General features: G+C 62.0%; 16 protein-coding genes. 11 read left to right on the top strand and 5 right to left on the bottom strand.

What is annotated here, in order from left to right:
- Positions 1-47 precede the first annotated feature (47 nt).
- Positions 48-695, bottom strand: a complete 648-nt coding sequence (gene gpmB, locus OXR61_RS18640; RefSeq protein ID WP_021508687.1) for a 2,3-diphosphoglycerate-dependent phosphoglycerate mutase GpmB — start codon at positions 693-695, stop codon at positions 48-50.
- 51 nt (positions 696-746) lie between these two features.
- On the opposite strand from gpmB, the gene yjjX reads away from it, so the two are divergent.
- Positions 747-1,265 carry an inosine/xanthosine triphosphatase gene (gene yjjX / locus OXR61_RS18635; protein ID WP_021508686.1) on the top strand — a complete coding sequence of 173 codons (519 nt, stop codon included), beginning with the start codon at positions 747-749 and terminating at the stop codon, positions 1,263-1,265.
- On the opposite strand, the gene trpR is transcribed toward yjjX, so the two are convergent.
- Positions 1,266-1,574, bottom strand: coding sequence for a trp operon repressor (gene trpR / locus OXR61_RS18630; RefSeq protein WP_021508685.1), 309 nt, complete (start codon positions 1,572-1,574; stop codon positions 1,266-1,268).
- A 43-nt stretch (positions 1,575-1,617) separates the two neighbouring features.
- Positions 1,618-3,537 carry a murein transglycosylase gene (gene sltY, locus OXR61_RS18625; protein ID WP_021508684.1) on the bottom strand — a complete coding sequence of 640 codons (1,920 nt, stop codon included), beginning with the start codon at positions 3,535-3,537 and terminating at the stop codon, positions 1,618-1,620.
- Positions 3,538-3,793: 256 nt separating this feature from the next.
- Here sltY and atzF point away from each other — a divergent pair, with 256 nt between their 5' ends.
- From atzF to ettA, 10 genes are all read left to right on the top strand, one after another.
- On the top strand, positions 3,794-5,590 hold the full coding sequence (gene atzF / locus OXR61_RS18620) for an allophanate hydrolase (protein WP_267412516.1): 1,797 nt from the start codon (positions 3,794-3,796) through the stop codon (positions 5,588-5,590).
- A 2-nt stretch (positions 5,591-5,592) separates the two neighbouring features.
- Positions 5,593-9,210: an urea carboxylase gene (uca, locus tag OXR61_RS18615; RefSeq protein ID WP_021506819.1), complete on the top strand. Its 3,618-nt coding sequence runs from the start codon at positions 5,593-5,595 to the stop codon at positions 9,208-9,210.
- Between the two features lie 9 nt (positions 9,211-9,219).
- Complete coding sequence (locus OXR61_RS18610; protein WP_021506818.1) at positions 9,220-9,921, top strand: GntR family transcriptional regulator; 702 nt, start codon at positions 9,220-9,222, stop codon at positions 9,919-9,921.
- A 30-nt stretch (positions 9,922-9,951) separates the two neighbouring features.
- A complete protein-coding gene (urtA, locus tag OXR61_RS18605) occupies positions 9,952-11,220 on the top strand; it encodes an urea ABC transporter substrate-binding protein (protein WP_031279577.1) in 1,269 nt (422 codons plus the stop codon).
- Between the two features lie 279 nt (positions 11,221-11,499).
- Positions 11,500-13,065 (top strand): urea ABC transporter permease subunit UrtB, encoded by a 1,566-nt coding sequence (gene urtB / locus OXR61_RS18600; protein WP_021506816.1) that lies wholly within the window; start codon positions 11,500-11,502, stop codon positions 13,063-13,065.
- Positions 13,065-14,141 (top strand): urea ABC transporter permease subunit UrtC, encoded by a 1,077-nt coding sequence (gene urtC, locus OXR61_RS18595; RefSeq protein ID WP_021506815.1) that lies wholly within the window; start codon positions 13,065-13,067, stop codon positions 14,139-14,141. The genes urtB and urtC overlap by 1 nt, the downstream gene beginning before the upstream one ends.
- Positions 14,134-14,925 carry an urea ABC transporter ATP-binding protein UrtD gene (gene urtD / locus OXR61_RS18590; protein WP_021506814.1) on the top strand — a complete coding sequence of 264 codons (792 nt, stop codon included), beginning with the start codon at positions 14,134-14,136 and terminating at the stop codon, positions 14,923-14,925. Before urtC ends, urtD begins: the two co-directional genes overlap by 8 nt.
- Before the next feature lies 1 nt (position 14,926).
- Positions 14,927-15,625, top strand: coding sequence for an urea ABC transporter ATP-binding subunit UrtE (gene urtE / locus OXR61_RS18585; protein ID WP_021506813.1), 699 nt, complete (start codon positions 14,927-14,929; stop codon positions 15,623-15,625).
- 113 nt (positions 15,626-15,738) lie between these two features.
- A complete protein-coding gene (deoR, locus tag OXR61_RS18580) occupies positions 15,739-16,503 on the top strand; it encodes a DNA-binding transcriptional repressor DeoR (protein WP_040679620.1) in 765 nt (254 codons plus the stop codon).
- 116 nt (positions 16,504-16,619) lie between these two features.
- Positions 16,620-18,287 carry an energy-dependent translational throttle protein EttA gene (gene ettA, locus OXR61_RS18575; protein ID WP_071813584.1) on the top strand — a complete coding sequence of 556 codons (1,668 nt, stop codon included), beginning with the start codon at positions 16,620-16,622 and terminating at the stop codon, positions 18,285-18,287.
- Between the two features lie 49 nt (positions 18,288-18,336).
- Here ettA and nadR read toward each other — a convergent pair whose 3' ends face one another.
- Both nadR and radA read right to left on the bottom strand, forming a co-directional pair.
- Complete coding sequence (gene nadR, locus OXR61_RS18570; protein ID WP_010618490.1) at positions 18,337-19,563, bottom strand: multifunctional transcriptional regulator/nicotinamide-nucleotide adenylyltransferase/ribosylnicotinamide kinase NadR; 1,227 nt, start codon at positions 19,561-19,563, stop codon at positions 18,337-18,339.
- 311 nt (positions 19,564-19,874) lie between these two features.
- A complete protein-coding gene (gene radA / locus OXR61_RS18565) occupies positions 19,875-21,257 on the bottom strand; it encodes a DNA repair protein RadA (protein ID WP_021506810.1) in 1,383 nt (460 codons plus the stop codon).
- Between the last annotated feature and the right edge of the window lie 12 nt (positions 21,258-21,269).

The raw sequence follows: 21,269 nt of genomic DNA, 5'->3' as shown, positions 1-21,269 counted from the left end.
TTCATGCGCACCGATACGCGGTCATTCTGCGCCATGCGCTACCGCGATTAACGCTGCAGCTCATCCAGCGCCGGGGCATCCAGATGCGACACATCACCGGCCGTCTCCACCACCCAGCCGGCGGCGAGCCAGGCGCTTTGCTGATGATCGACGCGCGAAATCGAGCAGTTACGCAGACGCAAACGGCGCTCCGCATGGGCCGGCAGCCCGAGAATGGTACTCACCAGCACGCCCAGCGCCATGCCGTGGCTCACCAGCAGCGGACGGCTACCCGCCGGCAGATCGAGACAGGCATTGAGCGCGGCATGCATGCGCGTCGCCATCTCTTCCATCGACTCTCCGCCCGGAATCCGGCCGCCTTCGGTGCCATCCACCAGCGCTTTACGCCAGCTCTCCTCTTCCGCCGTCAGGCCGTCGAGCGGACGCTGCTCCAGACAGCCCATATTGAGCTCGCGCAGGCGGGCATCGAGCGTCACCGTACAACCGCAAGCATCAGCAATAATCTCCGCGGTGCGCCGGGTACGTCCTAAATCGCTGGCAATCACGTGAGTAATGCCCAGCGATTTCACGCGCTCGCCCACCTGATGCGCCTGCTGCTCACCTTTATCCGTCAGCGGACTGTCGGACTGCCCCTGAATGCGTCGGGCCGCATTCCAAACCGTTTCACCGTGACGAACAAGATAGACCTGTAACATGCTTAATTTCCGTTATACTGCGACAAATTTGTCTTGAGGGTTCAGGTAATTATGTACCATGTTGTCGCAGCCACCATCAATCCGGCAAAAATCCGCGCAATTGCTCAGGCGTTCAACGACGTTTTCGGCGAAGGATCCTGCCATATTGAAGGGGTCGAGGTCGAGAGCGGCGTCGCCGCGCAGCCCTTAAGCGATGCCGAAACGCGAACTGGCGCACGCCAGCGTGTGGCGAACGCGCGTCATGTGCGGCCACAGGCGGATTACTGGGTGGCGATTGAAGCGGGCATCGAAGGCGACTGCGCCTTTGCCTGGATGGTGGTGGAGAATGCGCAGCAGCGCGGCGAATCCCGCTCTGCCAGCTTTACGCTGCCGCCGGTGGTGATGGCCGGTCTGGCTGCCGGGCATGAGCTCGGTGACGAAATGGCGCGCTTAACCGGCGTAGAGAATATCAAACACAAGGGCGGTGCGATTGGCGCCTTCACCCACGGCCTGCTGAGCCGCTCCAGCGTCTATCATCAGGCCCTGATTCTAGCGCTCTGTCCGTTCACTCACCCGCTGTATCAGCAGTAATCAGCTTCGCCCGAGGCGCGCTTCCAGCCAGCGTTTCAGCTCGGGCGGCGCCTCTTTCAGGCTATTGGATCCGCGGGTGATGGTGGCAATCCCGACGCCCAATTCGTTTTTCAGCTCGCGCTGACTGATATCACCGTTGATCAACGCTTCGATAATGCGCAGGCGCGTGCCTAAGGCTTCGCGCTCATCCGGCGTCATCATCAGCTGCAGCAGTGGCAGCGCTACGTCATCGGAAAACGCGTTGTGCATCAGGTCGATGAAACGCAGCCAGTTGTCTTCAACCGGCTGCGGGGAAAGGGGTTGGCTCATGAAGGCTTCCGTACTCATTAACGAGTACGGAAGCATAACACAGTCAGTAACGGCGATTCCACTCGCCGTCGGCGAGAATCTTATCCGGCTTGCCCATGAAGTAGCGGTAATAGGCATCGTAGGCCAGCACGTTTTTCACGTAGCCGCGGGTTTCCGAGAAGGGAATGGTTTCGATAAACGCCACCGCATCCAGTTTGCCGCCGCTGATATTCAGCCAGCTGCGCACCCGCCCCGGGCCGGCATTATAGGCGGCAGAAGAGAAGATGCGGTTCTGACCAAACTGCTGATAGACATACTCCAGATACTGCGTACCAATCTGAATATTGGTCTGCGGATCGAGCAGCTGGCTGCTGTTAACGTAGCCCGGAATGTTGTACATCTTCACGGTATGGCTGGCGGTGCCCGGCATCACCTGCATCAGGCCACTGGCGCCAACCGGTGAGCGCGCTTTCGGGTTCCACGCGCTCTCCTGGCGGGAAATCGCCATGGCGTAGCTTGGCGTGATGCCTTTATCGCTGGTGTATTGCTGATACAGATTGCGCCACGCCAGCGGGAAACGCTCTTTCAGGCTGTCCCACATTTTCGCGGTGATGGTGGCCTGCACGCTAAGATCCCACCAGTCCTGTTCATTGGCGTAGCGCGCCAGCATCTGCTGCTGGGTATGAGTTTTGCTGCTGATCAGGTTGGCCCACTCGCTGCGCGCCAGGTTATCCAGCCCCCAGTACATCAGCTCGCGCACGCGCGCCATCTCCGGCCCCTGCACCACGCTATTGTCCGCCGCCGGGGCCTGATCCACCTGCAGCGGATACTCGACGCCCAGCCGCTGTGCCGCCACCATCGGATAGAAGCCGCGCTGCTGCATCAGCTTACGCAGAATCTCATCCGCTTCCTCTTTGCGCCCCTGCGCCATCAGTAAATCGGCCTGCCAGTACTGCCACTCATCTTTCTCTTTGGCTTCCACCGGCAGCCGGGCAATCCAGGTGTTCAGGCCGCGACGGTCGTTTTCACTCAGCGCCAGCCGCACGCGCCGCTCAATCAGCGCGGTGGATTCGCTGTTCATCACCACCGCATCGCGCCAGCGCGCCTGCTCCGAGGTGAGATCGGCACCCATCATGCGCCACACCACCGTCTCTTTCAGATCCTGCTCTTCCGCCGGACTCATCTTCTGCGCCTGAACCAGCTGCGGGATCATCATGCGCGCGTTGTCCATATCCTGACGCGCCACGCGGGCAAAGGCGTAGCTGGTGGCCATGCGGGTAAAATCGGTCGGGCCGAGGGTGCTGGCAAAAGTGGTGACGGTCTGGGGATTTTGCTGTAGCGCAATCAGCGCGCTGGCGGTGGTTTGATAATCCGCCGGCAGCATTTTCGCCAGGTAATTAACCAGGCTGTCGTTGCCGGCTTTCATCGCCAGGCGGATGCGTTCGAGGATGGTGATCGGCGACAGCTGCCCTGACGCCTGCCACACCGAGAACAGCTTGTCGCAGTCGTTCGGTAACGCTGTGCCGCGCAGCCAGATGGCTTTGGCCCCGTCAAACGCCGCCTGCTGCTGACCGGTCGCCCATTTGGCGTAGTACCAGTTACAGCGCGCCTGCACCGGCTTTGGCTCATCCGGGCTGAAGCTGAGCACGCCCGGCCAGTCCTGGCGGTGCGCCAGCACGTTAACAAAGCGCGTCTGCAGCGAACGCGCCGGCGGCAGCGTCGGATACTGCTGAATAAAGTTTTTCACCGCCAGCCCGGTCTCCTGATCGAGATCCTGCGCCAGCAGGCGGTACTGCAGGTACGGATAGAGCGGATAATCCTGCAGCGTTGGCATCAGCTGCTCAACCTGGTCCATCTGTTTGTTGTCCCAGGCCTGTTTGATCTGCGCATAGCGCTGTCGTTGCTGATCCAGCGAATCGGCCCACACGCTGCCGGCCGTGCTGACCAGACAGATCCCTATCATCCAGTTACGCCACTTCTCCACTCCGCTCTCCTCATTGCTGCGCTCCAGCTTATGCCGGACTCCCTTCATGCTAACCAGGCCAACCGGCTCTTGCCACGTTCTTCACAAAATTTACCCAGGCGCACCGTGATTGTTCAGCGCCTGCGCCGCAATTGTGCAAATAATCATCAGAAAAACTTATTACCCATCAAATAGCTACGCGTTTTCATTCAGTTACAACTCTGGCACGTGCTTTGCTCTGTTGAATGCCATCTTGTATACCAGCTGGAATTCACTCATGGCATCGACCTTCGGTTTTACGCTTCAGGATTGGCAACGTTGCGCACAGCAGGATGCACAGCAGATCCCTGCACTGCTGGCCGCACATCTCGACGCACTCGATAACCAGGATAATGCCTGGCTGTACCTCGCTTCGCCGGCCCAGCTGCTGGTGCAGGTTGAACCGCTGCTGGCGGCGTATCAGCGCAATCCGGCCGCGCTGCCGCTGTTTGGCGTGCCGTTTGCCGTCAAAGACAACATCGACGTGGCAGGCTGGCCGACCACCGCCGCCTGCCCGGCGCTGACGTATCAGGCCGCGGCCGATGCCTTCGTGGTGGCCAGGCTGAAAGCGGCAGGCGCTATCGTCATCGGTAAAACCAACCTCGACCAGTACGCGACCGGTCTGGTTGGCACCCGCTCGCCGTATGGCGCGGTGAGCAACACCTTTAATCCAGCCTACGTCAGCGGCGGCTCCAGCTCCGGCTCCGCGTCTGTGCTGGCGCGCGGCCTGGTCGGCTTCTCGCTCGGCACCGATACCGCCGGCTCCGGCCGCGTGCCGGCAGGTTTTAACAATATCGTCGGGCTGAAGCCGACCAAAGGCTGGTTCTCGGCCAGCGGTGTGGTACCGGCCTGCCGCCTCAATGACACCATCTCGGTGTTTGCCCTGACGGTTGCCGACGCCTTTAGCGTCGCCAGCATCGCGGGCGGCTACGACGCCGATGATGCCTATGCGCGCCACTCTCCGCGCAGCGCACCGGCCAGTTTCCAGCCGCAGCCGTCGCTGGCGATCCCTGCCGCGCCGCAGTTTTACGGTGACCAGCAGGCGGAAGCGGCGTGGCTCAGCGCGCTGGAGCAGCTCACGGCGGGCGGTGCGACGCTGCACCCGATCGACTTCGCCCCTTTCCACCAACTGGCGGAGCAGCTCTATTACGGCCCGTGGGTCGCCGAGCGCACCGTGGCGGTCGGCGAGATGCTCGACCGCCCGGAAGAGATGGATCCAGTGGTGTACGGCATCGTCAGCAGCGGCCGCCAGTACAGCGCCGTCGAGGCGTATCAGGCGGAATACCTGCGTGCCGAACTAACGCGCCAGATCCAGCAGACGCTGGCCCGGTTCGATGCGCTGGTGGTGCCGACCTCGCCCACCATTCATACGCTGGAAGAGATGCAGCAGGAGCCGGTGCACTACAACTCGCAGTTCGGCACCTATACCAACTTCACGAACCTGGCCGATCTCAGCGCGCTGGCGCTGCCTGGCCCGTTCCGCGCCGATGGGCTGCCCGCGGGCATCACGCTGATCGCCCCGGCGTGGCACGACCGCGCGCTGGCGACGTTTGGCCTGCGCTGGCAGCAGCAGCTGGCGCTGCCGCTCGGGGCCACCGGCAAAGCGCTGCCGCCGCAGCCCGCCGCGCTGCCGCCGTCGCCTGACCACGTGCGCGTGGCGGTGGTCGGTGCCCATCTCACCGGCATGCCGCTGAATTTCCAGCTCACCACGCGTCAGGCGGTGTGGGTCGAAGAGACGCAAACCGCCAGCCACTATCGCCTGTTCGCCCTGCTTGATGGCCCGATCAAAAAGCCCGGCCTGCTACGCGGCGACAGCGGTGCCGCCATCACCGTCGAACTGTGGGACATCCCGCTGGCGCGCTTTGGCGAATTCGTCGCGGAAATCCCGGCGCCGCTCGGCATCGGTTCGCTGACGCTGGCGGATGGACGCATCGTCAAAGGCTTTATCTGCGAACCGGCAGCGCTGACGCAGGCGCTGGAAATCACTGAATTCGGCGGCTGGCGCAACTGGCTGACGTCACAGGGGAATCACTAATCATGTTCAGCACCGTTCTGATTGCTAACCGTGGCGAAATCGCCTGTCGTGCCATCCGCACCCTGAAGCGCCTCGGCGTAACCAGCGTGGCGGTCTATTCCGATGCCGACCGCAACGCGCGTCACGTTACCGAAGCCGATGTGGCCATCGCCCTCGGCGGTGACAAAGCCAGCGACAGCTATCTGCGCATCGACAAAATTCTGGCCGCCGCGCAGCAAGCCGGCGCGCAGGCCATCTGGCCCGGCTACGGTTTTCTCTCCGAGAGCCTGCCGTTCGCCGCCGCCTGTGAAGAGGCCGGCATCGCGTTTGTCGGCCCGACCGCGCAGCAGATCGGCGAATTTGGTCTCAAGCATCGCGCCCGTGAGCTGGCGGCCAGCGCCGGCGTGCCGATGACGCCGGGCACGCCGCTGCTCAGCTCGCTGCAGGACGCACTCAGCGCGGCGGAAGATATCGGCTATCCGGTGATGCTGAAAAGCACCGCCGGCGGCGGCGGCATCGGTCTGACCCGCTGCGCCGACGCCACGGCCCTGGAGAACGCGTGGGAGAGCGTGCGCCGTCTGGGCGAGCAGTTTTTCAGCGATGCCGGCGTATTTCTTGAACGCTGCATCGACCGCGCGCGCCATGTGGAAGTGCAGATTTTTGGCGACGGCAAGGGCAAGGTGATTGCGCTGGGCGAACGCGACTGTTCGCTGCAGCGCCGCAATCAGAAGGTGGTGGAAGAGACGCCGGCCCCTAATCTGCCGCAGGCCACGCGTGAAGCGCTGCTGGCTTCAGCGGTGCGGCTGGGCGAGCTGGTTAATTACCGCAGCGCCGGCACCGTGGAGTACATCTATGACGCCGCGCAGGACGCGTTTTATTTCCTCGAAGTGAACACCCGCCTGCAGGTGGAGCATCCGGTGACCGAGTGCGTCACCGGCCTTGACCTGGTGGAGTGCATGCTGCAGGTGGCGGCGGGCGATGCCATCGACTGGGATCGTCTGCAGCAGGCACCGCACGGCGCATCGATTGAGGTGCGGCTGTACGCCGAAGATCCGCTGAAAAACTTCCAGCCGAGCCCGGGCGTGTTAACCCACGTCAGCTTCCCGCCGGCGGTGCGCGTCGACGGCTGGATCGAGACCGGCAGCGAAGTGACGGCGTTTTACGATCCGATGGTAGCCAAACTGATCGTGCATGGCGAAACGCGCGACGCCGCGCTGGCGAAGCTGCAGCAGGCGCTCGATGCCACTCAACTGCACGGCATCGCCACCAATCTCGATTATCTGCGTCAGATCGTGGCGACCGACGCCTTCCGCAGCGGCAACGTCTGGACGCGCTTCCTTGATGGCTTTACGCCGGCAGCCAGCGTCATCGAAGTGCTGCAGCCGGGCACATTCAGCAGCATTCAGGACTTTCCCGGCCGCCTGGGCTACTGGGACATCGGCGTGCCGCCGTCCGGCCCGATGGATGACTTCGCCTTCCGCCTGGCCAACCGTATCGTCGGCAACCACGCCAGCGCCGCCGGGCTGGAGTTCACCCTGCAGGGCCCGACGCTGCGTTTCCACAGCGATGCACTGATTGCGCTGACCGGTGCCGACTGTCCGGCCGATCTCGACGGCAGCGCGGTCGACTACTGGCAGCCGGTGGCGGTGAAAGCCGGACAAACCCTGACGCTGGGCCGCGCGCAGAGCGGCTGCCGCACCTATTTAGCGGTGCGTAATGGTTTCGATGTGCCGGAGTATCTCGGCAGCCGCGCCACCTTCTCGCTGGGCCAGTTTGGTGGCCACGCCGGCCGCACGCTGCGCGTCGCCGACATGCTGCCGATCTCCCAGCCAGCGCTCGCCGCCTGCACCACGCCGGCCCCGGTCAGCGAACCCGAAGCATTGGATCGCGCGCTGGTGCCGCACTACGGCAGCGAATGGCGCATTGGCGTGCTGTACGGTCCGCACGGCGCACCGGATTTCTTCACCCAGGCCGCCATTGATGAGTTCTTTGCCAGCGACTGGCAGGTGCATTACAACTCCAACCGGCTGGGCGTCCGTCTGGTCGGGCCTAAACCCAGCTGGACGCGCGTCAATGGCGGTGAAGCCGGGCTGCATCCGTCTAACGTACACGACTGCGAATACGCCATCGGCGCGGTGAACTTTACCGGTGACTTCCCGGTGATCCTGACGCACGACGGCCCGAGCCTTGGTGGCTTCGTCTGCCCGGTCACCATCGCCAAAGCCGAGCTGTGGAAAGTCGGCCAGGTCAAACCGGGCGATCGCATCCGCTTCCACCCGATCAGCGCCGACGAAGCGGTCGCGCTGGAGAAAGCCCAGGCGCACAGCGTAACCACGCTGCGCAGCCAGCACGCACCGGCCTTCGCGGTGCCTTCGCTGGCGGCGAGCGACATCGGTTCTGCCACTCTGTTAGCGGCGCTGCCGGCGACCGCCACCACGCCTGCGGCGGTCTACCGTCAGGCGGGCGACAAATATGTGCTGATTGAGTACGGCGATAACGTGCTGGATCTGGCGCTGCGCCTGCGCGTACACCTGCTGATGCAGGCGCTGCGCCAGCGTGCAGAGCCCGGTATCGAAGAGCTGTCGCCCGGCGTGCGCTCGCTGCAGGTGCGCTATGACAGCCTGGTGATCGGTCAGCAGCAGCTGATGACGCTGCTGCTGGAGCTGGAAGCCGGGCTGGGCGACGTCAGCGCGCTGAAAGTGCCGTCGCGCATCGTCTGGCTGCCGATGGCGTTTGAAGACAGCGCCACGCTCGGCGCGGTGGAGCGTTACAAAGAGACGGTTCGCGCCAGCGCGCCGTGGCTGCCGAATAACGTTGACTTCATTCAGCGCATCAATGGACTGGCGAGCCGCGAAGCGGTACGCGACACCCTGTTTGCCGCCAGCTATCTGATTCTCGGTCTCGGCGATGTCTATCTCGGCGCGCCGTGCGCGGTACCGATCGATCCGCGCCATCGCCTGCTGAGTTCCAAATACAGCCCGGCGCGGACCTTTACCGCCGAAGGCACGGTGGGCATTGGCGGTATGTACATGTGCATCTACGGCATGGATTCACCGGGCGGCTATCAGCTGGTGGGGCGCACGCTGCCCATCTGGAACAAGTTCCTGCAAAACGATCAGTTTGCCGCCGGCGAACCCTGGCTGCTGCGCTTCTTTGACCAGGTGCGTTTCTATCCGGTGAGCGAAGCGGAACTGACGCAGCTGCGCGACGATTTCCGCGCCGGTCGCGCCCGCATTCGCATCGAGCAGAACGAGTTTGATTTCGCGGCCCATCAGCAGTTCCTCGCCGACAACGCGCCAGAAATCAGCGCCTTCCGTGAACGTCAGGCCGCAGCGTTTGAGCAGGAGGTCACGCTGTGGGCGCAGGAAGAGCAGGAAGCGCCGCTCACCAGTGAAGAGACGCTGGTGGTCGCCGACGCAGAGGACGATGCGCTGGCGGTGTGCGCTGACATGAACGGCAACATCTGGAAAGTGCTGGTTGCGCCGGGCGATACGGTGCAGGCCGGTCAGACGCTGATCATCGTTGAAGCGATGAAGATGGAGCTGGCGATTGTCGCGCCGCAGGCCGGCACGGTGAAACGCATTGCCTGCCAGGCGGGCCGTCCGGTGAGTCCGGGCGACACCCTGCTGTGGCTGGCTTAAGGAGCAGGTATGAACAGTAGCGCGCCCCGCAGCAAAGGCCGTCCCGAAGCGCTGGCCGAAAAGGTTTATCAGGCGCTGAAGCAGGACATCTTTGAATTCCGTCTGATGCCGGGTGACCGCTTCAGCGAAAACGAAATCGCCGAGCGGCTGGCGGTGAGCCGCACGCCGGTGCGTCAGGCGCTGTTCTGGCTGGAGCGCGAAGGCTACGTCGAGGTGTGGTTTCGCAGCGGCTGGCAGGTGCGGCCGTTCGATTTCGCCTACTTCGAGGAGCTGTACGACTTCCGCACCGTGCTGGAACGCGAAGCGGTGCGCCGCCTGTGCGCGCTGCCGCCGCTGGCCTGCGCGGAAACCCTGACCGCGCTGAAAACCTTCTGGATCGACGATGCCCGGCTGGAAGATGGCAAAGCGGTATCAGCGCACGACGAAGCGTTTCACATGGCGCTGGTGGCGGCGGCGGGCAATCAGGAGATGGCGCGCATCCACGCCGAGCTGACAGAAAAAATCCGCATCATTCGCCGTCTCGACTTCACGCGGGATGACCGGGTCGATGCCACGTACCGCGAGCACGCTCAGATCTTACGGGCGATTTTTCAGCAACACACCGAGGAGGCACAGCGCATTTTAACCGACCACATTGCCGTCAGTAAGGCCGAGGTCAGGAAGATTACGTTGCATATGTTACAGCAGGCTCGGCTTCAACCCATTGAATAACAACAGATAACACAGTTAGGGGTTTAAATGATGAAACGACGTTCGTTGCTTAAAGCTTTCGCGCTCTCCGCTACCGTTGCCAGCATGGGCTTCGCCTTTACCGCACAGGCGGCAGACACCATCAAAGTCGGCATTATGCATTCGCTGTCCGGCACCATGGCGATTTCCGAAACGCCGCTGAAAGATGTGGCGCTGATGACCATCGATGAGATCAACGCCAAAGGCGGTGTGCTGGGCAAGAAGCTGGAACCGGTGGTGGTCGATCCGGCCTCTAACTGGCCGCTGTTCGCCGAAAAAGCGCGCCAGCTGCTGACTCAGGACAAAGTGGCGGTGGTGTTTGGCTGCTGGACGTCGGTCTCGCGCAAATCGGTACTGCCGGTGTTTGAAGAGCTGAACGGCCTGCTGTTCTATCCGGTGCAGTACGAAGGCGAAGAGATGTCGCCGAACGTGTTCTACACCGGCGCCGCGCCGAACCAGCAGGCGATCCCGGCGGTGCAATATCTGATGAGCGAAGATGGCGGCAGCGCCAAACGCTTCTTCCTGCTCGGCACCGACTACGTCTATCCGCGCACCACTAACAAGATTCTGCGTGCCTTCCTGCATAGCAAAGGCGTACAGGATAAGGATATCGAAGAGGTGTACACGCCGTTTGGTTACAGCGATTACCAGACCATCGTGTCCAATATCAAAAAATTCTCCGCCGGCGGCAAAACCGCGGTGATCTCCACCATCAACGGTGATTCCAACGTCCCGTTCTACAAAGAGCTGGCGAACCAGGGCATTAAAGCAACCGACATTCCGGTGATCGCTTTCTCGGTGGGGGAAGAAGAGCTGCGCGGTATCGACACCAAACCACTGGTCGGTCAGCTGGCGGCGTGGAACTACTTTGAGTCGGTGGATAACCCGACTAACGCGAAGTTCGTGGCCGACTACCGTGCTTACGCCAAAGCGCACAACCTGCCGAACGCCAGCACCGTGGTGACCAACGATCCGATGGAAGCCACCTACGTCGGCCTGCATATGTGGGCGCAGGCGGTCGAGAAAGCCGGCACCACCGATGTGGACAAAGTGCGCGCCGCAATGGCCGGACAGACGTTCAAAGCACCGGACGGCTTCACGCTGACCATGGACAAAACCAACCACCATCTGCACAAGCCGGTGATGATTGGTGAAGTGGAGGAGAACGGCCAGTTCAACGTGGTGTGGCAGACCGAACAGCCGGTACGCGCCCAGCCGTGGAGCCCGTACATCGCCGGGAATGATAAGAAGCCGGACTATCCGGTGAAGTCGGCGCAGTAAGGGGAGGCTGATGGCCCTCGCCCTCTGGCCCGCTGGCCCTCACCCTAACCCTCTCCCGCTGGCGGGAGAGGGAACCGATCGAGCCAGCACGCCGCTACCGAACTCACCTGTAGCAGCGTCTCCCTCTCCCTCCGGGAGAGGGCCGGGGTGAGGGCCATGCACCGCACTCATCCGTTTTTCTCCCTCTCCCTCCGGGAGAGGGCCGGGGTGAGGGCCAGACAACGCCCTACCCCCTAAGGGCCACACCGCACCCAACCTAACCATAACAGGATGATCACCATGACACTCCGCCGTATTCTCAGCTGCCTGCTGTTACTGCTGCCGTGGCTGGCGCAGGCCGGTGATGGCGCTGACTTCGCCGCCGCCAGCCGCACGCAGCAGGCGACATTGCTGCAGCAGTGGGCTGCGGCGCCGCAGGCCAGCCGCTTGCCGCTGCTGCAGGCGCTGCGCAATGAAAGCGTGGTTATCGACCAGAACAAACAGCCGTTCAGCAAACAGGCTGACCAGCTTCTGCCGCTCGACAGCGCCCGGCAGCCGGACGGCGAAACCAAAAAACTCTTCATGAACAACCGGCTGCGCGTGCTGATTGCCAGCGCCCTCGCCGCCCACCAGCTGGTGAGTGACGATGCGGCGATTCGCCTGCGCGCAGCGCAACAGTTACAAAACGATGCCGCGCCTGACCAGCTGCCGCTGATTGAACAGCGCCTTGCCGCCGAGCAGGACAGTAACGTACGCGCAGTGCTGGCGATGGCCGCCGCGAATCTGCAGCTCGCCAGCCCGGACGCCGCGCTGCGCCTGAAAGCGGTCACGCTGCTCGGTGAATCGGGCGATCCGGCGATGCAGGCCAGCCTGACGCGCCTAACCCAGGTCAGCAACGAACCCGATGCGCAGGTGCGCGCCGCTGCGGCCGCCAGCCTGCAGCACATCAGGCAGCGCCTGATGTGGGGCGATTGGCTCGGGCAGGCGTTTACCGGTCTGTCGCTCGGCTCCATTCTGCTGCTGGCCGCGCTCGGCCTGGCGATCACCTACGGCCTGCTGGGCGTAATCAACATGGCGCACGGCGAGATGCTGATGCTCGGCGCCTACGCCACCTGGCTGGTGCAGAATCTGTTCCAGCAGTTTGCCCCGCAGTGGCTGGCGTGGTACCCGCTGCTGGCGCTACCGGTGGCCTTCGCTGTCACCGCCGCGATGGGCATGCTGCTGGAACGCACCATCATCCGCCACTTATACGGTCGTCCGCTGGAGACGCTGCTCGCCACCTGGGGCATCAGCCTGATGCTGATTCAGCTGGTGCGCATGCTTTTTGGCGCGCAGAACCTCGAAGTGGCCAACCCGGGCTGGCTGTCCGGCGGCTGGCAGCTGCTGCCGAATCTGGTGCTGCCGTATAACCGCATCGCGGTAATCCTGTTTGTCATCGCGGTGCTGGCGCTCACCTGGCTGCTGCTGAATAAAACCCGGCTGGGGCTGAATGTGCGGGCGGTCACCCAGAACCGCGCCATGGCGGACTGCTGCGGCGTGCCGACCGGGCGCATCGATATGCTGGCGTTTGGCCTCGGTTCCGGCATTGCCGGACTCGGCGGCGTCGCGCTGTCGCAGTTGGGCAACGTCGGGCCGGAACTGGGTCAGGGCTACATCATCGACTCATTCCTCGTGGTGGTGCTCGGCGGCGTCGGTCAGCTGGCCGGCACCGTAGTGGCGGCTTTTGGTCTCGGCATCCTCAACAAAGTGCTGGAGCCGCAGATTGGTGCGGTGCTCGGCAAAATCCTGATCCTCGTGCTGATCGTGCTGTTCATCCAGAAACGTCCCCAGGGTCTGTTTGCCGTTAAAGGGAGGGTGATTGACTGATGAGCCAGCCACTGACCTTACGCGTGGTGCGCAAAGCGCCGCGCCTCAGCCTGATTCTCGGCGTCATCGTGACCGCGCTGCTGCTGGTGCTGCCGTTCTGCGCCCTGCTGCCCGCCAGCCATCCGCTGGCGATCTCCACCTATACGCTGACGCTGGTGGGCAAAATCCTCTGCTATGCGATTGTTGCGGTAGCGCTGGATCTGGTGTGGGGCTATGCCGGACTGCTGTCGCTCGGCCACGGACTGTTTTTTGCCCTCGGCGGCTATGCCATGGGCATGTACCTGATGCGCCAGGCTGCAGGCAGCGGTTTGCCGGCGTTTATGTCGTTTCTGTCGTGGAATGAGCTGCCGTGGTTCTGGGCCGGCAGCCAGCACTTTCTCTGGGCGCTGTGCCTGATTGTGCTGGTGCCAGGCCTGCTGGCGCTGCTGTTTGGCTTCTTCGCCTTTCGCTCCAGAATCAAAGGCGTCTACTTTTCCATCATGACGCAGGCGCTGACTTACGCTGGCATGCTGCTGTTTTTCCGCAACGAAACCGGCTTTGGCGGCAACAACGGCTTTACCGGTTTTACTACCCTGCTCGGTTTCAGCGTCACCGCCACCGGCACGCGTATCGCACTGTTTATCGCGACCGTGCTATTGCTGCTGTTCAGCCTGGCGCTGGGCTTTGCCCTGGCGCGCAGTAAGTTTGGTCGCGTGCTGACGGCGGTGCGCGATGCGGAAAACCGCCTGATGTTTATTGGTTACGATCCGAAGGGTTTCAAGCTGTTCGTCTGGACGCTCTCCGCCGTGCTGTGCGGGCTGGCCGGTGCGCTGTATGTGCCGCAGGTCGGCATCATCAACCCGAGTGAAATGTCGCCGACCAACTCGATTGAAGCGGCGATTTGGGTGGCGCTCGGTGGACGCGGCACGCTGATTGGCCCGCTGCTGGGTGCGGCCATCGTCAACGGTGCCAAAAGCTGGTTCACCGTCGCCTTCCCGGAATACTGGCTGTTTTTCTTGGGCCTGATGTTCATCCTGGTCACGCTGTTCCTGCCGCATGGCGTAATTGGCCTGCTGCGCCGGAGGCGTCATGACTGAGCAACTGTTTACCCAACCGCACCCGGCGGATCGCCATCGCCAGCAAACCGATCCGGTGCTGCTGCTGGAGAACATCAACGTCTCGTTTGACGGCTTCCGCGCGCTGACCGATCTGTCATTGCAGATCGGCGTCGGCGAGCTGCGCTGCGTGATCGGCCCGAACGGTGCGGGAAAAACCACGCTGATGGACGTGATCACCGGCAAAACCCGCCCGGACAGCGGCCAGGTGCTCTACGACCAGGATACCGATCTGCGCCAGCTGTCGCCGGTCGAAATCGCCCGCGCCGGCATTGGCCGCAAGTTTCAGAAACCCACGGTGTTTGAAGCGCTGACGGTGTTTGAAAACCTCGAGATCGCGCTGAAAAACGATAAATCGGTGTGGGCCAGCCTGCGCGCCCGGCTTAGCGGCGAGCAGCGCGATCGCATCGACGAGGTGCTGAAACTGCTGCGGCTCGGCGGCGAACGCCAGCGGCAGGCGGGTCTGCTGTCGCACGGGCAGAAGCAGTTCCTCGAAATCGGCATGCTGCTGGTGCAGGAGCCGCACCTGCTGCTGCTGGACGAACCGGCAGCCGGCATGACCGATGCCGAAACCGACTACACCGCCGAGCTGTTCCGCAGCCTGGCGGGCAAGCACTCACTGATGGTGGTGGAACATGACATGGGCTTTGTGGAAACCATTGCCGACCACGTGACAGTACTGCATCAGGGCCAGGTACTGGCTGAGGGATCGCTGCGCGAGGTACAGGCGGACGATCGGGTTATCGACGTATATCTGGGGCGCTGAGATGTTACAGGTAGCAGAACTGCATCAATATTACGGCGGCAGCCATATCCTGCGCGGTCTGTCGTTTGAGGCTCGCCCGGGCGAGATAACCTGCCTGCTGGGGCGCAACGGCGTGGGCAAAACCACGCTGCTGAAGTGTCTGATGGGGCTGATTCCGGTCAAATCCGGCGAGGTTCGCTGGCAGAACCAGCTGATTAACACGCGCAAGCCCCACCAGCGCGTACAGGCCGGTATTGCTTACGTGCCGCAGGGGCGCGAAATTTTTCCGCGTCTGACGGTGGAAGAGAACCTGCTGATGGGGCTGGCGCGCTTCTCCGGCACCCAGGCCAGCCGGGTACCGGAGGAGATCTACCAGCTGTTTCCGGTGCTGCGCGAGATGAAAACGCGGCGCGGTGGCGATCTGTCAGGCGGCCAGCAGCAGCAACTGGCGATCGGCCGGGCGCTGGCCTGCCAGCCGCAGTTGTTGATCCTCGATGAGCCGACCGAAGGGATCCAGCCGTCAGTGATCAAAGAGATCGGTGCGGTGATCCGCCAGCTGGCACAGCGCGGTGACATGGCGATCCTGCTGGTTGAGCAGTTTTACGATTTCGCCGCCGAACTGGCCGACAGCTATCTGGTGATGTCGCGCGGCGAAATTGTGCAGCGCGGCGCGGGTGCGAATATGGAGAGCGAGGGCGTGCGCGGGCTGGTGGCGATTTAGCCGCGCGGCGGGCGGGCAGGCAGAAGACAGGTTGTTAATCTGCAAGAAAAAACTTATGTTTACCCTCCACCCGGCCATTCCGGCCGCAGCGAAGGTTGAGCGAACTGTTACTGATGGAAACCCGCCGCGACGAACGAATCAATAAGCTGGCGCAGGCGCTGAAACACAGCGACACCCTGCACTTAAAACAGGCCGCGCAACTGCTGGGCGTGTCAGAAATGACCATCCGCCGCGATTTAACCGGCGCGACGCAGGGCGTGGTGCTGCTGGGTGGCTATGTGATGCGCGACCCACGGCAGAACGTGGCACACTATTTTGTCAGCGACCAGCAAAACCTCAACGTCAGCAAGAAACGTCTGCTGGCACAGCGGGCTGCCGCGCTGGTACAGGCCAACGACACGGTATTTTTCGACTGCGGCACCACGTTACCGCTGGTGATCGAAGCGATCGATAACGACCTACCCTTCACCGCCATCTGCAGCGCGATCAACACTTTTCTGGCGTTAAAAGAGAAGCCGCGCTGTCGGGTGATTCTGTGCGGCGGCGAATTCCACGCCGATAACGCCGTGTTTACCCCGCTCGAGCAGGTCACGGTGCTGGATGCGCTCTGCCCCAATAAAGCCTTTATCTCTGCCGCCGGTATGGACGCCGCGCAGGGTGCCACCTGTTATAACCTCAATGAACTGCCCATCAAGCATCTGGCGCTGCAGCGGGCGCAGACCAAAATCGTGGTCGGCGACAGCAGCAAGTACGGCAAGGTACTGCCGGCGCGCATTGGCGACTTCTCGCTGTTTGATATGCTGGTCAGCGACAGCCCGCCTCCGCCCGCGCTGCTCGCCGTGCTGCAGGCGGCCAGGCTCACCCTGCACTGCGGTTAGCATTATTCCGCCGCTGCGTAAGATTGCGCGCAATGCGGCTGTGATTGCCGGGTGAAAACGGCTAAACTTCAGCATCTGACGTTCCACCCATTACAGACCAAGAGGCTCATCACAACGTGGCTCAATTCGTCTATAGCATGCATCGCGTCGGCAAAGTGGTTCCGCCGAAGCGTCACATTCTGAAGAATATCTCCCTTAGCTTTTTCCCTGGCGCCAAAATTGGCGTACTCGGCCTGAACGGCGCGGGTAAATCGACCCTGCTGCGCATCATGGCCGGCATTGATAAAGATATCGAAGGGGAAGCTCGCCCGCAGCCGGGCATCAAAGTCGGCTATCTGCCGCAGGAACCTCAGCTGAACCCGGAACACACCGTGCGTGAGTCGGTGGAAGAAGCCGTCGCGGAAGTGGTTGGCGCGCTGAAGCGTCTCGACGAAGTGTACGCGCTGTACGCCGATCCGGATGCCGACTTCGACAAGCTGGCCGCTGAGCAGGGCCGTCTGGAAGAAGTGATCCAGGCACACGACGGGCACAACCTGGAAACCCAGCTGAACCGCGCTGCCGATGCCATGCGTCTGCCGGAGTGGGATGCCAAAATCGCGAACCTGTCCGGTGGTGAACGCCGCCGCGTCGCGCTGTGCCGTCTGCTGCTGGAAAAGCCAGACATGCTGCTGCTCGACGAACCGACCAACCACCTGGATGCCGAATCCGTCGCGTGGCTGGAGCGTTTCCTGCACGACTTCGAAGGCACCGTGGTAGCTATCACCCACGACCGTTACTTCCTCGATAACGTTGCCGGCTGGATTCTGGAGCTGGACCGTGGTGAAGGGATTCCATGGGAAGGCAACTACTCCTCATGGCTGGAGCAGAAAGATCAGCGTCTGGCGCAGGAGGCTTCTCAGGAAGCGGCACGTCGCAAATCGATCGAGAAAGAGCTGGAGTGGGTGCGTCAGGGCGCGAAAGGCCGTCAGTCCAAGGGCAAAGCCCGTCTGGCGCGCTTTGAAGAGCTCAACAACACCGATTATCAGAAACGTAACGAGACCAACGAACTGTTCATTCCACCTGGTGCGCGCCTCGGCGACAAAGTGCTGGAAGTGAAGAACCTGAGCAAAGCGTATGGCGATCGCGTGCTGATTGACGATCTGTCGTTCTCGCTGCCGAAAGGCGCCATCGTTGGCATCATCGGTCCTAACGGCGCCGGTAAATCGACGCTGTTCCGCATGATGTCAGGCCAGGAACAGCCGGATTCCGGCAGCATCGAGCTGGGCGAAACCGTGAAGCTGGCGTCGGTCGATCAGTTCCGCGATGCGATGGATAATTCAAAAACCGTGTGGGAAGAAGTTTCTGGCGGTCAGGACATTATGCGCATCGGCAACACCGAAATGCCGAGCCGCGCTTATGTCGGTCGCTTCAACTTCAAGGGTACCGATCAGGGCAAACGCGTCGGCGAACTGTCCGGCGGTGAGCGTGGTCGTCTGCACCTGGCGAAACTGCTGCAGGTGGGCGGCAACCTGCTGCTGCTCGATGAGCCAACCAACGACCTGGACATCGAAACCCTGCGCGCACTGGAAAACGCCCTGCTGGAGTTCCCGGGCTGCGCGATGGTGATCTCGCACGACCGCTGGTTCCTCGACCGTATCGCCACCCACATCATCGACTATCAGGATGAAGGTAAGGTGGAGTTCTTCGAAGGTAACTTTACCGAGTACGAAGAGTACAAGAAACGCACCCTCGGCGCCGAAGCGCTGGAGCCGAAGCGTATCAAGTACAAGCGCATGGCGAAGTAATCGCTGTGATAACAAAAAGGCGCCGCGGCGCCTTTTTGGTTGTGCTGCGCTAGCTGCCCAGCATCTGCTTCACCAGCTCGACGCAGCGCAGGAAGCGCGTGTCGTAGTCATCCTCTTTGACGTGCACATATTCAATGTGATTTTCACGCAGCATGGTGACCAGCATCGACTGGAACTCGCGGCGATCCATCGAACTGCCGAGGCTGCGCAGGCCGTCGGCCACCCACGGCACATTATTTTCCAGCAGAATCACCAGGTCAAAGCGGTACTCATCGATCAGCGCCTGCACGAACGGGTGCTCGCGCCCTTCATACTTAAGGCAGAACGCCTGGGTAGTGATAAAGTCAGTATCGATAAACGCCACTTTGTTGGCGTATTTGACGGCGAAATCGATGTACTGCGCCTGGCCGAGCGCGATTTTGTCGTAGTCGGAGTATTGCAGCGCCATCTCGTCGCCGCCGAGGTGCGAGAAGACGTAATCGCGGCCATACTCCCACGCACTGGTGGTGTTGAAGATGTTGGCCAGCTTATTGACCAGCGTCGATTTACCGCTCGATTCACCGCCGAGTACCGCCACGGTGCGCACGAAGAACGGCTTCACTTCAGTCGGGATGTATTCCCAGTAGCGGAACGGATCCTGACGAATCTGGCTGCCGCTGATGTTCATAAACGATCGATGCGGATCGATCACCACCGCCGGAATGCCCAGATGCTGCTGATACATCGGCGCATCCGGTTCTTCGCTGGTATAGACGCAGTCGGGCTCAATACCCTGCTCCGCGAGGAAGGTTTTCACACCGGCGCTCCACACGTCCCAGCCGTGCGGATAGGGCTCGATGCCCTCTTCGTTGAACGAATGGATACGGATATTTTTCTGATACTTGAAGGTCTGCAGCAGCCAGCGCAGACGATCGCTGATGGTGGGCTGCTGCGACATGGCGCTGTTCTCAAACAGCTGGCGATCGCGCGGATCGTCATGGCCCATGATGATGTGCAGCTCATCGACCTGGCTACAGGCGCGCTGGATCAGGTAGATGTGACCGGTGTGCAGCGGATAGAACTTCCCGAACACCACGCCCACGGTTTTGTCGCGACGCGGGAATTCCAGTCCGAGAAAACGGTGCAGCGCTTCCAGCTTCTGCGCGCTCGGGCTTTTGATTTTGGCATTCAGCAACTGGCTCAGATAGCCTTTGGTCATCCCGCTGGCATCAGCCACCTGCTGCAATGTGTGTCCCTGCTGGCGAATCGCGGTTTTCAGATAGTCAAACGATGACATGTAGTGCCTCCTGCATGGAATTAGAGGGATGGTGCGCGCGGGCCCTCACCCCGGCCCTCTCCCGCCCGCGGGAGAGGGGGAAAATCCTGGATAGAGCGATAAATGACAGATCTACGCCGTACTTCCCGCCTCTGCGAACGGTCCCCTCTCCCGCAAGCGGGAGAGGGGGAAAACCCTGAACAGAGCGGTAAATGGCAGATCAACGCCGTACTTCCCGCCCCTGCGAACGGTTCCCTCTCCCGCAAGCGGGAGAGGGTTAGGGTGAGGGAAAAGGTGGAGCCACAAGCCAAACCTCCCCCCAACAACTCCCCTTACAGCTCGTCCAGAATCGCCAGCGCGTCCGCCAGTTTCTTCGCGCTATACACCTTCATACCGTCAATCGCCTTCTTCGGCGCATTCCCTGCCGGCACAATGGCGCGCTTAAAGCCGTGCTTGGCCGCTTCGGAAATGCGCTCCTGGCCGCTCGGCACCGGACGAATCTCCCCGGCCAGCCCGACTTCGCCAAAAATCACCAGATCCTGCGGCAGCGGGCGATCGCGCAGGCTCGACACCATCGCCAGCAGCAGCGCCAGGTCCGCACTGGTCTCGGTGACTTTGACGCCGCCGACCACGTTCACAAACACATCCTGATCGGCCATCTGCAGGCCGCCGTGGCGGTGCAGCACCGCCAGCAGAATCGCCAGACGGTTCTGCTCCAGCCCAACCGCCACGCGGCGCGGATTGCCCATCATCGAATGGTCCACCAGCGCCTGAATCTCAACCAGCAGCGGGCGCGTGCCCTCCCAGACCACCATTACCGAACTGCCGGAGGTGATCTCATCGCCGCGTGACAAAAAGATAGCAGACGGGTTACTGACTTCGCGCATGCCCTGCTCGGTCATGGCAAAGACGCCCAGCTCATTCACCGCACCAAAGCGGTTTTTGTGGCTGCGCAGCGTGCGGAAGCGCGAATCGGCATCGCCGTCCAGCAGCACCGAACAGTCGATACAGTGCTCCAGCACCTTCGGACCAGCCAGCGAGCCATCTTTGGTGACGTGACCGACCATGATGATCGCCACGCCGCGCGTCTTGGCGAAGCGCGTCAGGTAAGCGGCGGTTTCCCGCACCTGCGCCACGCTGCCCGGCGATGACTGGATCTCCGCCATGTGCATCACCTGGATCGAGTCGATCACCATCAGCTTCGGCTGCTCCTGCTCGGCGATCAGGCAGATCTGCTCGATGCTGGTTTCCGACAGCATATTGAGGTTTTCCGTCGGTAATCCCAGACGATGGGCGCGCATCGCTACCTGTTGCAGCGACTCTTCGCCGGTGACGTACAGGGTTTTCATCCCTTCCGCCAGCTTACACATCACCTGCAACAGCAGCGTCGATTTACCGGCACCAGGGTTACCGCCAATCAGTATCGCGCTGCCCGGCACCACGCCACCGCCCAGCACGCGGTCAAACTCTTTAAAACTGGTCGAGAAACGCGGCAGCGCTTCCAGACTGATCTCCGACAGCTTCTGCACCCGGCTGGTGCCGGCGCTACCGGCATAGCCGCTCAGGCGCTCATTGCGCGCGGCCGCAGGCGAGGCGGCAATGCGCACCTCGGTAATGGTATTCCAGGCGTGACAGGCGCTGCATTGCCCCTGCCAGCGCGGATAGTCAGCGCCGCATTCGTTACAGACGAAGGCGCGTTTTGCCGCTTTGGCCAAATCAAATCCTCA

The sequence above is a fragment of the Pantoea sp. GM_Pan_4 genome (genome assembly GCF_026541005.1).
GTDB lineage: Bacteria > Pseudomonadota > Gammaproteobacteria > Enterobacterales > Enterobacteriaceae > Pantoea > Pantoea dispersa.
Note: the sequence above shows the minus strand (reverse complement) of the source record. Positions and strands in the feature narration are given on the sequence as shown.

Excerpts from the sequence above, each read along its gene's own strand:
- gpmB (WP_021508687.1), bottom strand. The coding sequence starts at position 695 with ATGTTACAGGTCTATCTTGTTCGTCACGGTGAAACGGTTTGGAATGCG.
- yjjX (WP_021508686.1), top strand. The coding sequence starts at position 747 with ATGTACCATGTTGTCGCAGCCACCATCAATCCGGCAAAAATCCGCGCA.
- trpR (WP_021508685.1), bottom strand. The coding sequence starts at position 1,574 with ATGAGCCAACCCCTTTCCCCGCAGCCGGTTGAAGACAACTGGCTGCGT.
- atzF (WP_267412516.1), top strand. The coding sequence starts at position 3,794 with ATGGCATCGACCTTCGGTTTTACGCTTCAGGATTGGCAACGTTGCGCA.
- uca (WP_021506819.1), top strand. The coding sequence starts at position 5,593 with ATGTTCAGCACCGTTCTGATTGCTAACCGTGGCGAAATCGCCTGTCGT.
- OXR61_RS18610 (WP_021506818.1), top strand. The coding sequence starts at position 9,220 with ATGAACAGTAGCGCGCCCCGCAGCAAAGGCCGTCCCGAAGCGCTGGCC.
- urtA (WP_031279577.1), top strand. The coding sequence starts at position 9,952 with ATGAAACGACGTTCGTTGCTTAAAGCTTTCGCGCTCTCCGCTACCGTT.
- urtB (WP_021506816.1), top strand. The coding sequence starts at position 11,500 with ATGACACTCCGCCGTATTCTCAGCTGCCTGCTGTTACTGCTGCCGTGG.
- urtC (WP_021506815.1), top strand. The coding sequence starts at position 13,065 with ATGAGCCAGCCACTGACCTTACGCGTGGTGCGCAAAGCGCCGCGCCTC.
- urtD (WP_021506814.1), top strand. The coding sequence starts at position 14,134 with ATGACTGAGCAACTGTTTACCCAACCGCACCCGGCGGATCGCCATCGC.
- urtE (WP_021506813.1), top strand. The coding sequence starts at position 14,927 with ATGTTACAGGTAGCAGAACTGCATCAATATTACGGCGGCAGCCATATC.
- deoR (WP_040679620.1), top strand. The coding sequence starts at position 15,739 with ATGGAAACCCGCCGCGACGAACGAATCAATAAGCTGGCGCAGGCGCTG.
- nadR (WP_010618490.1), bottom strand. The coding sequence starts at position 19,563 with ATGTCATCGTTTGACTATCTGAAAACCGCGATTCGCCAGCAGGGACAC.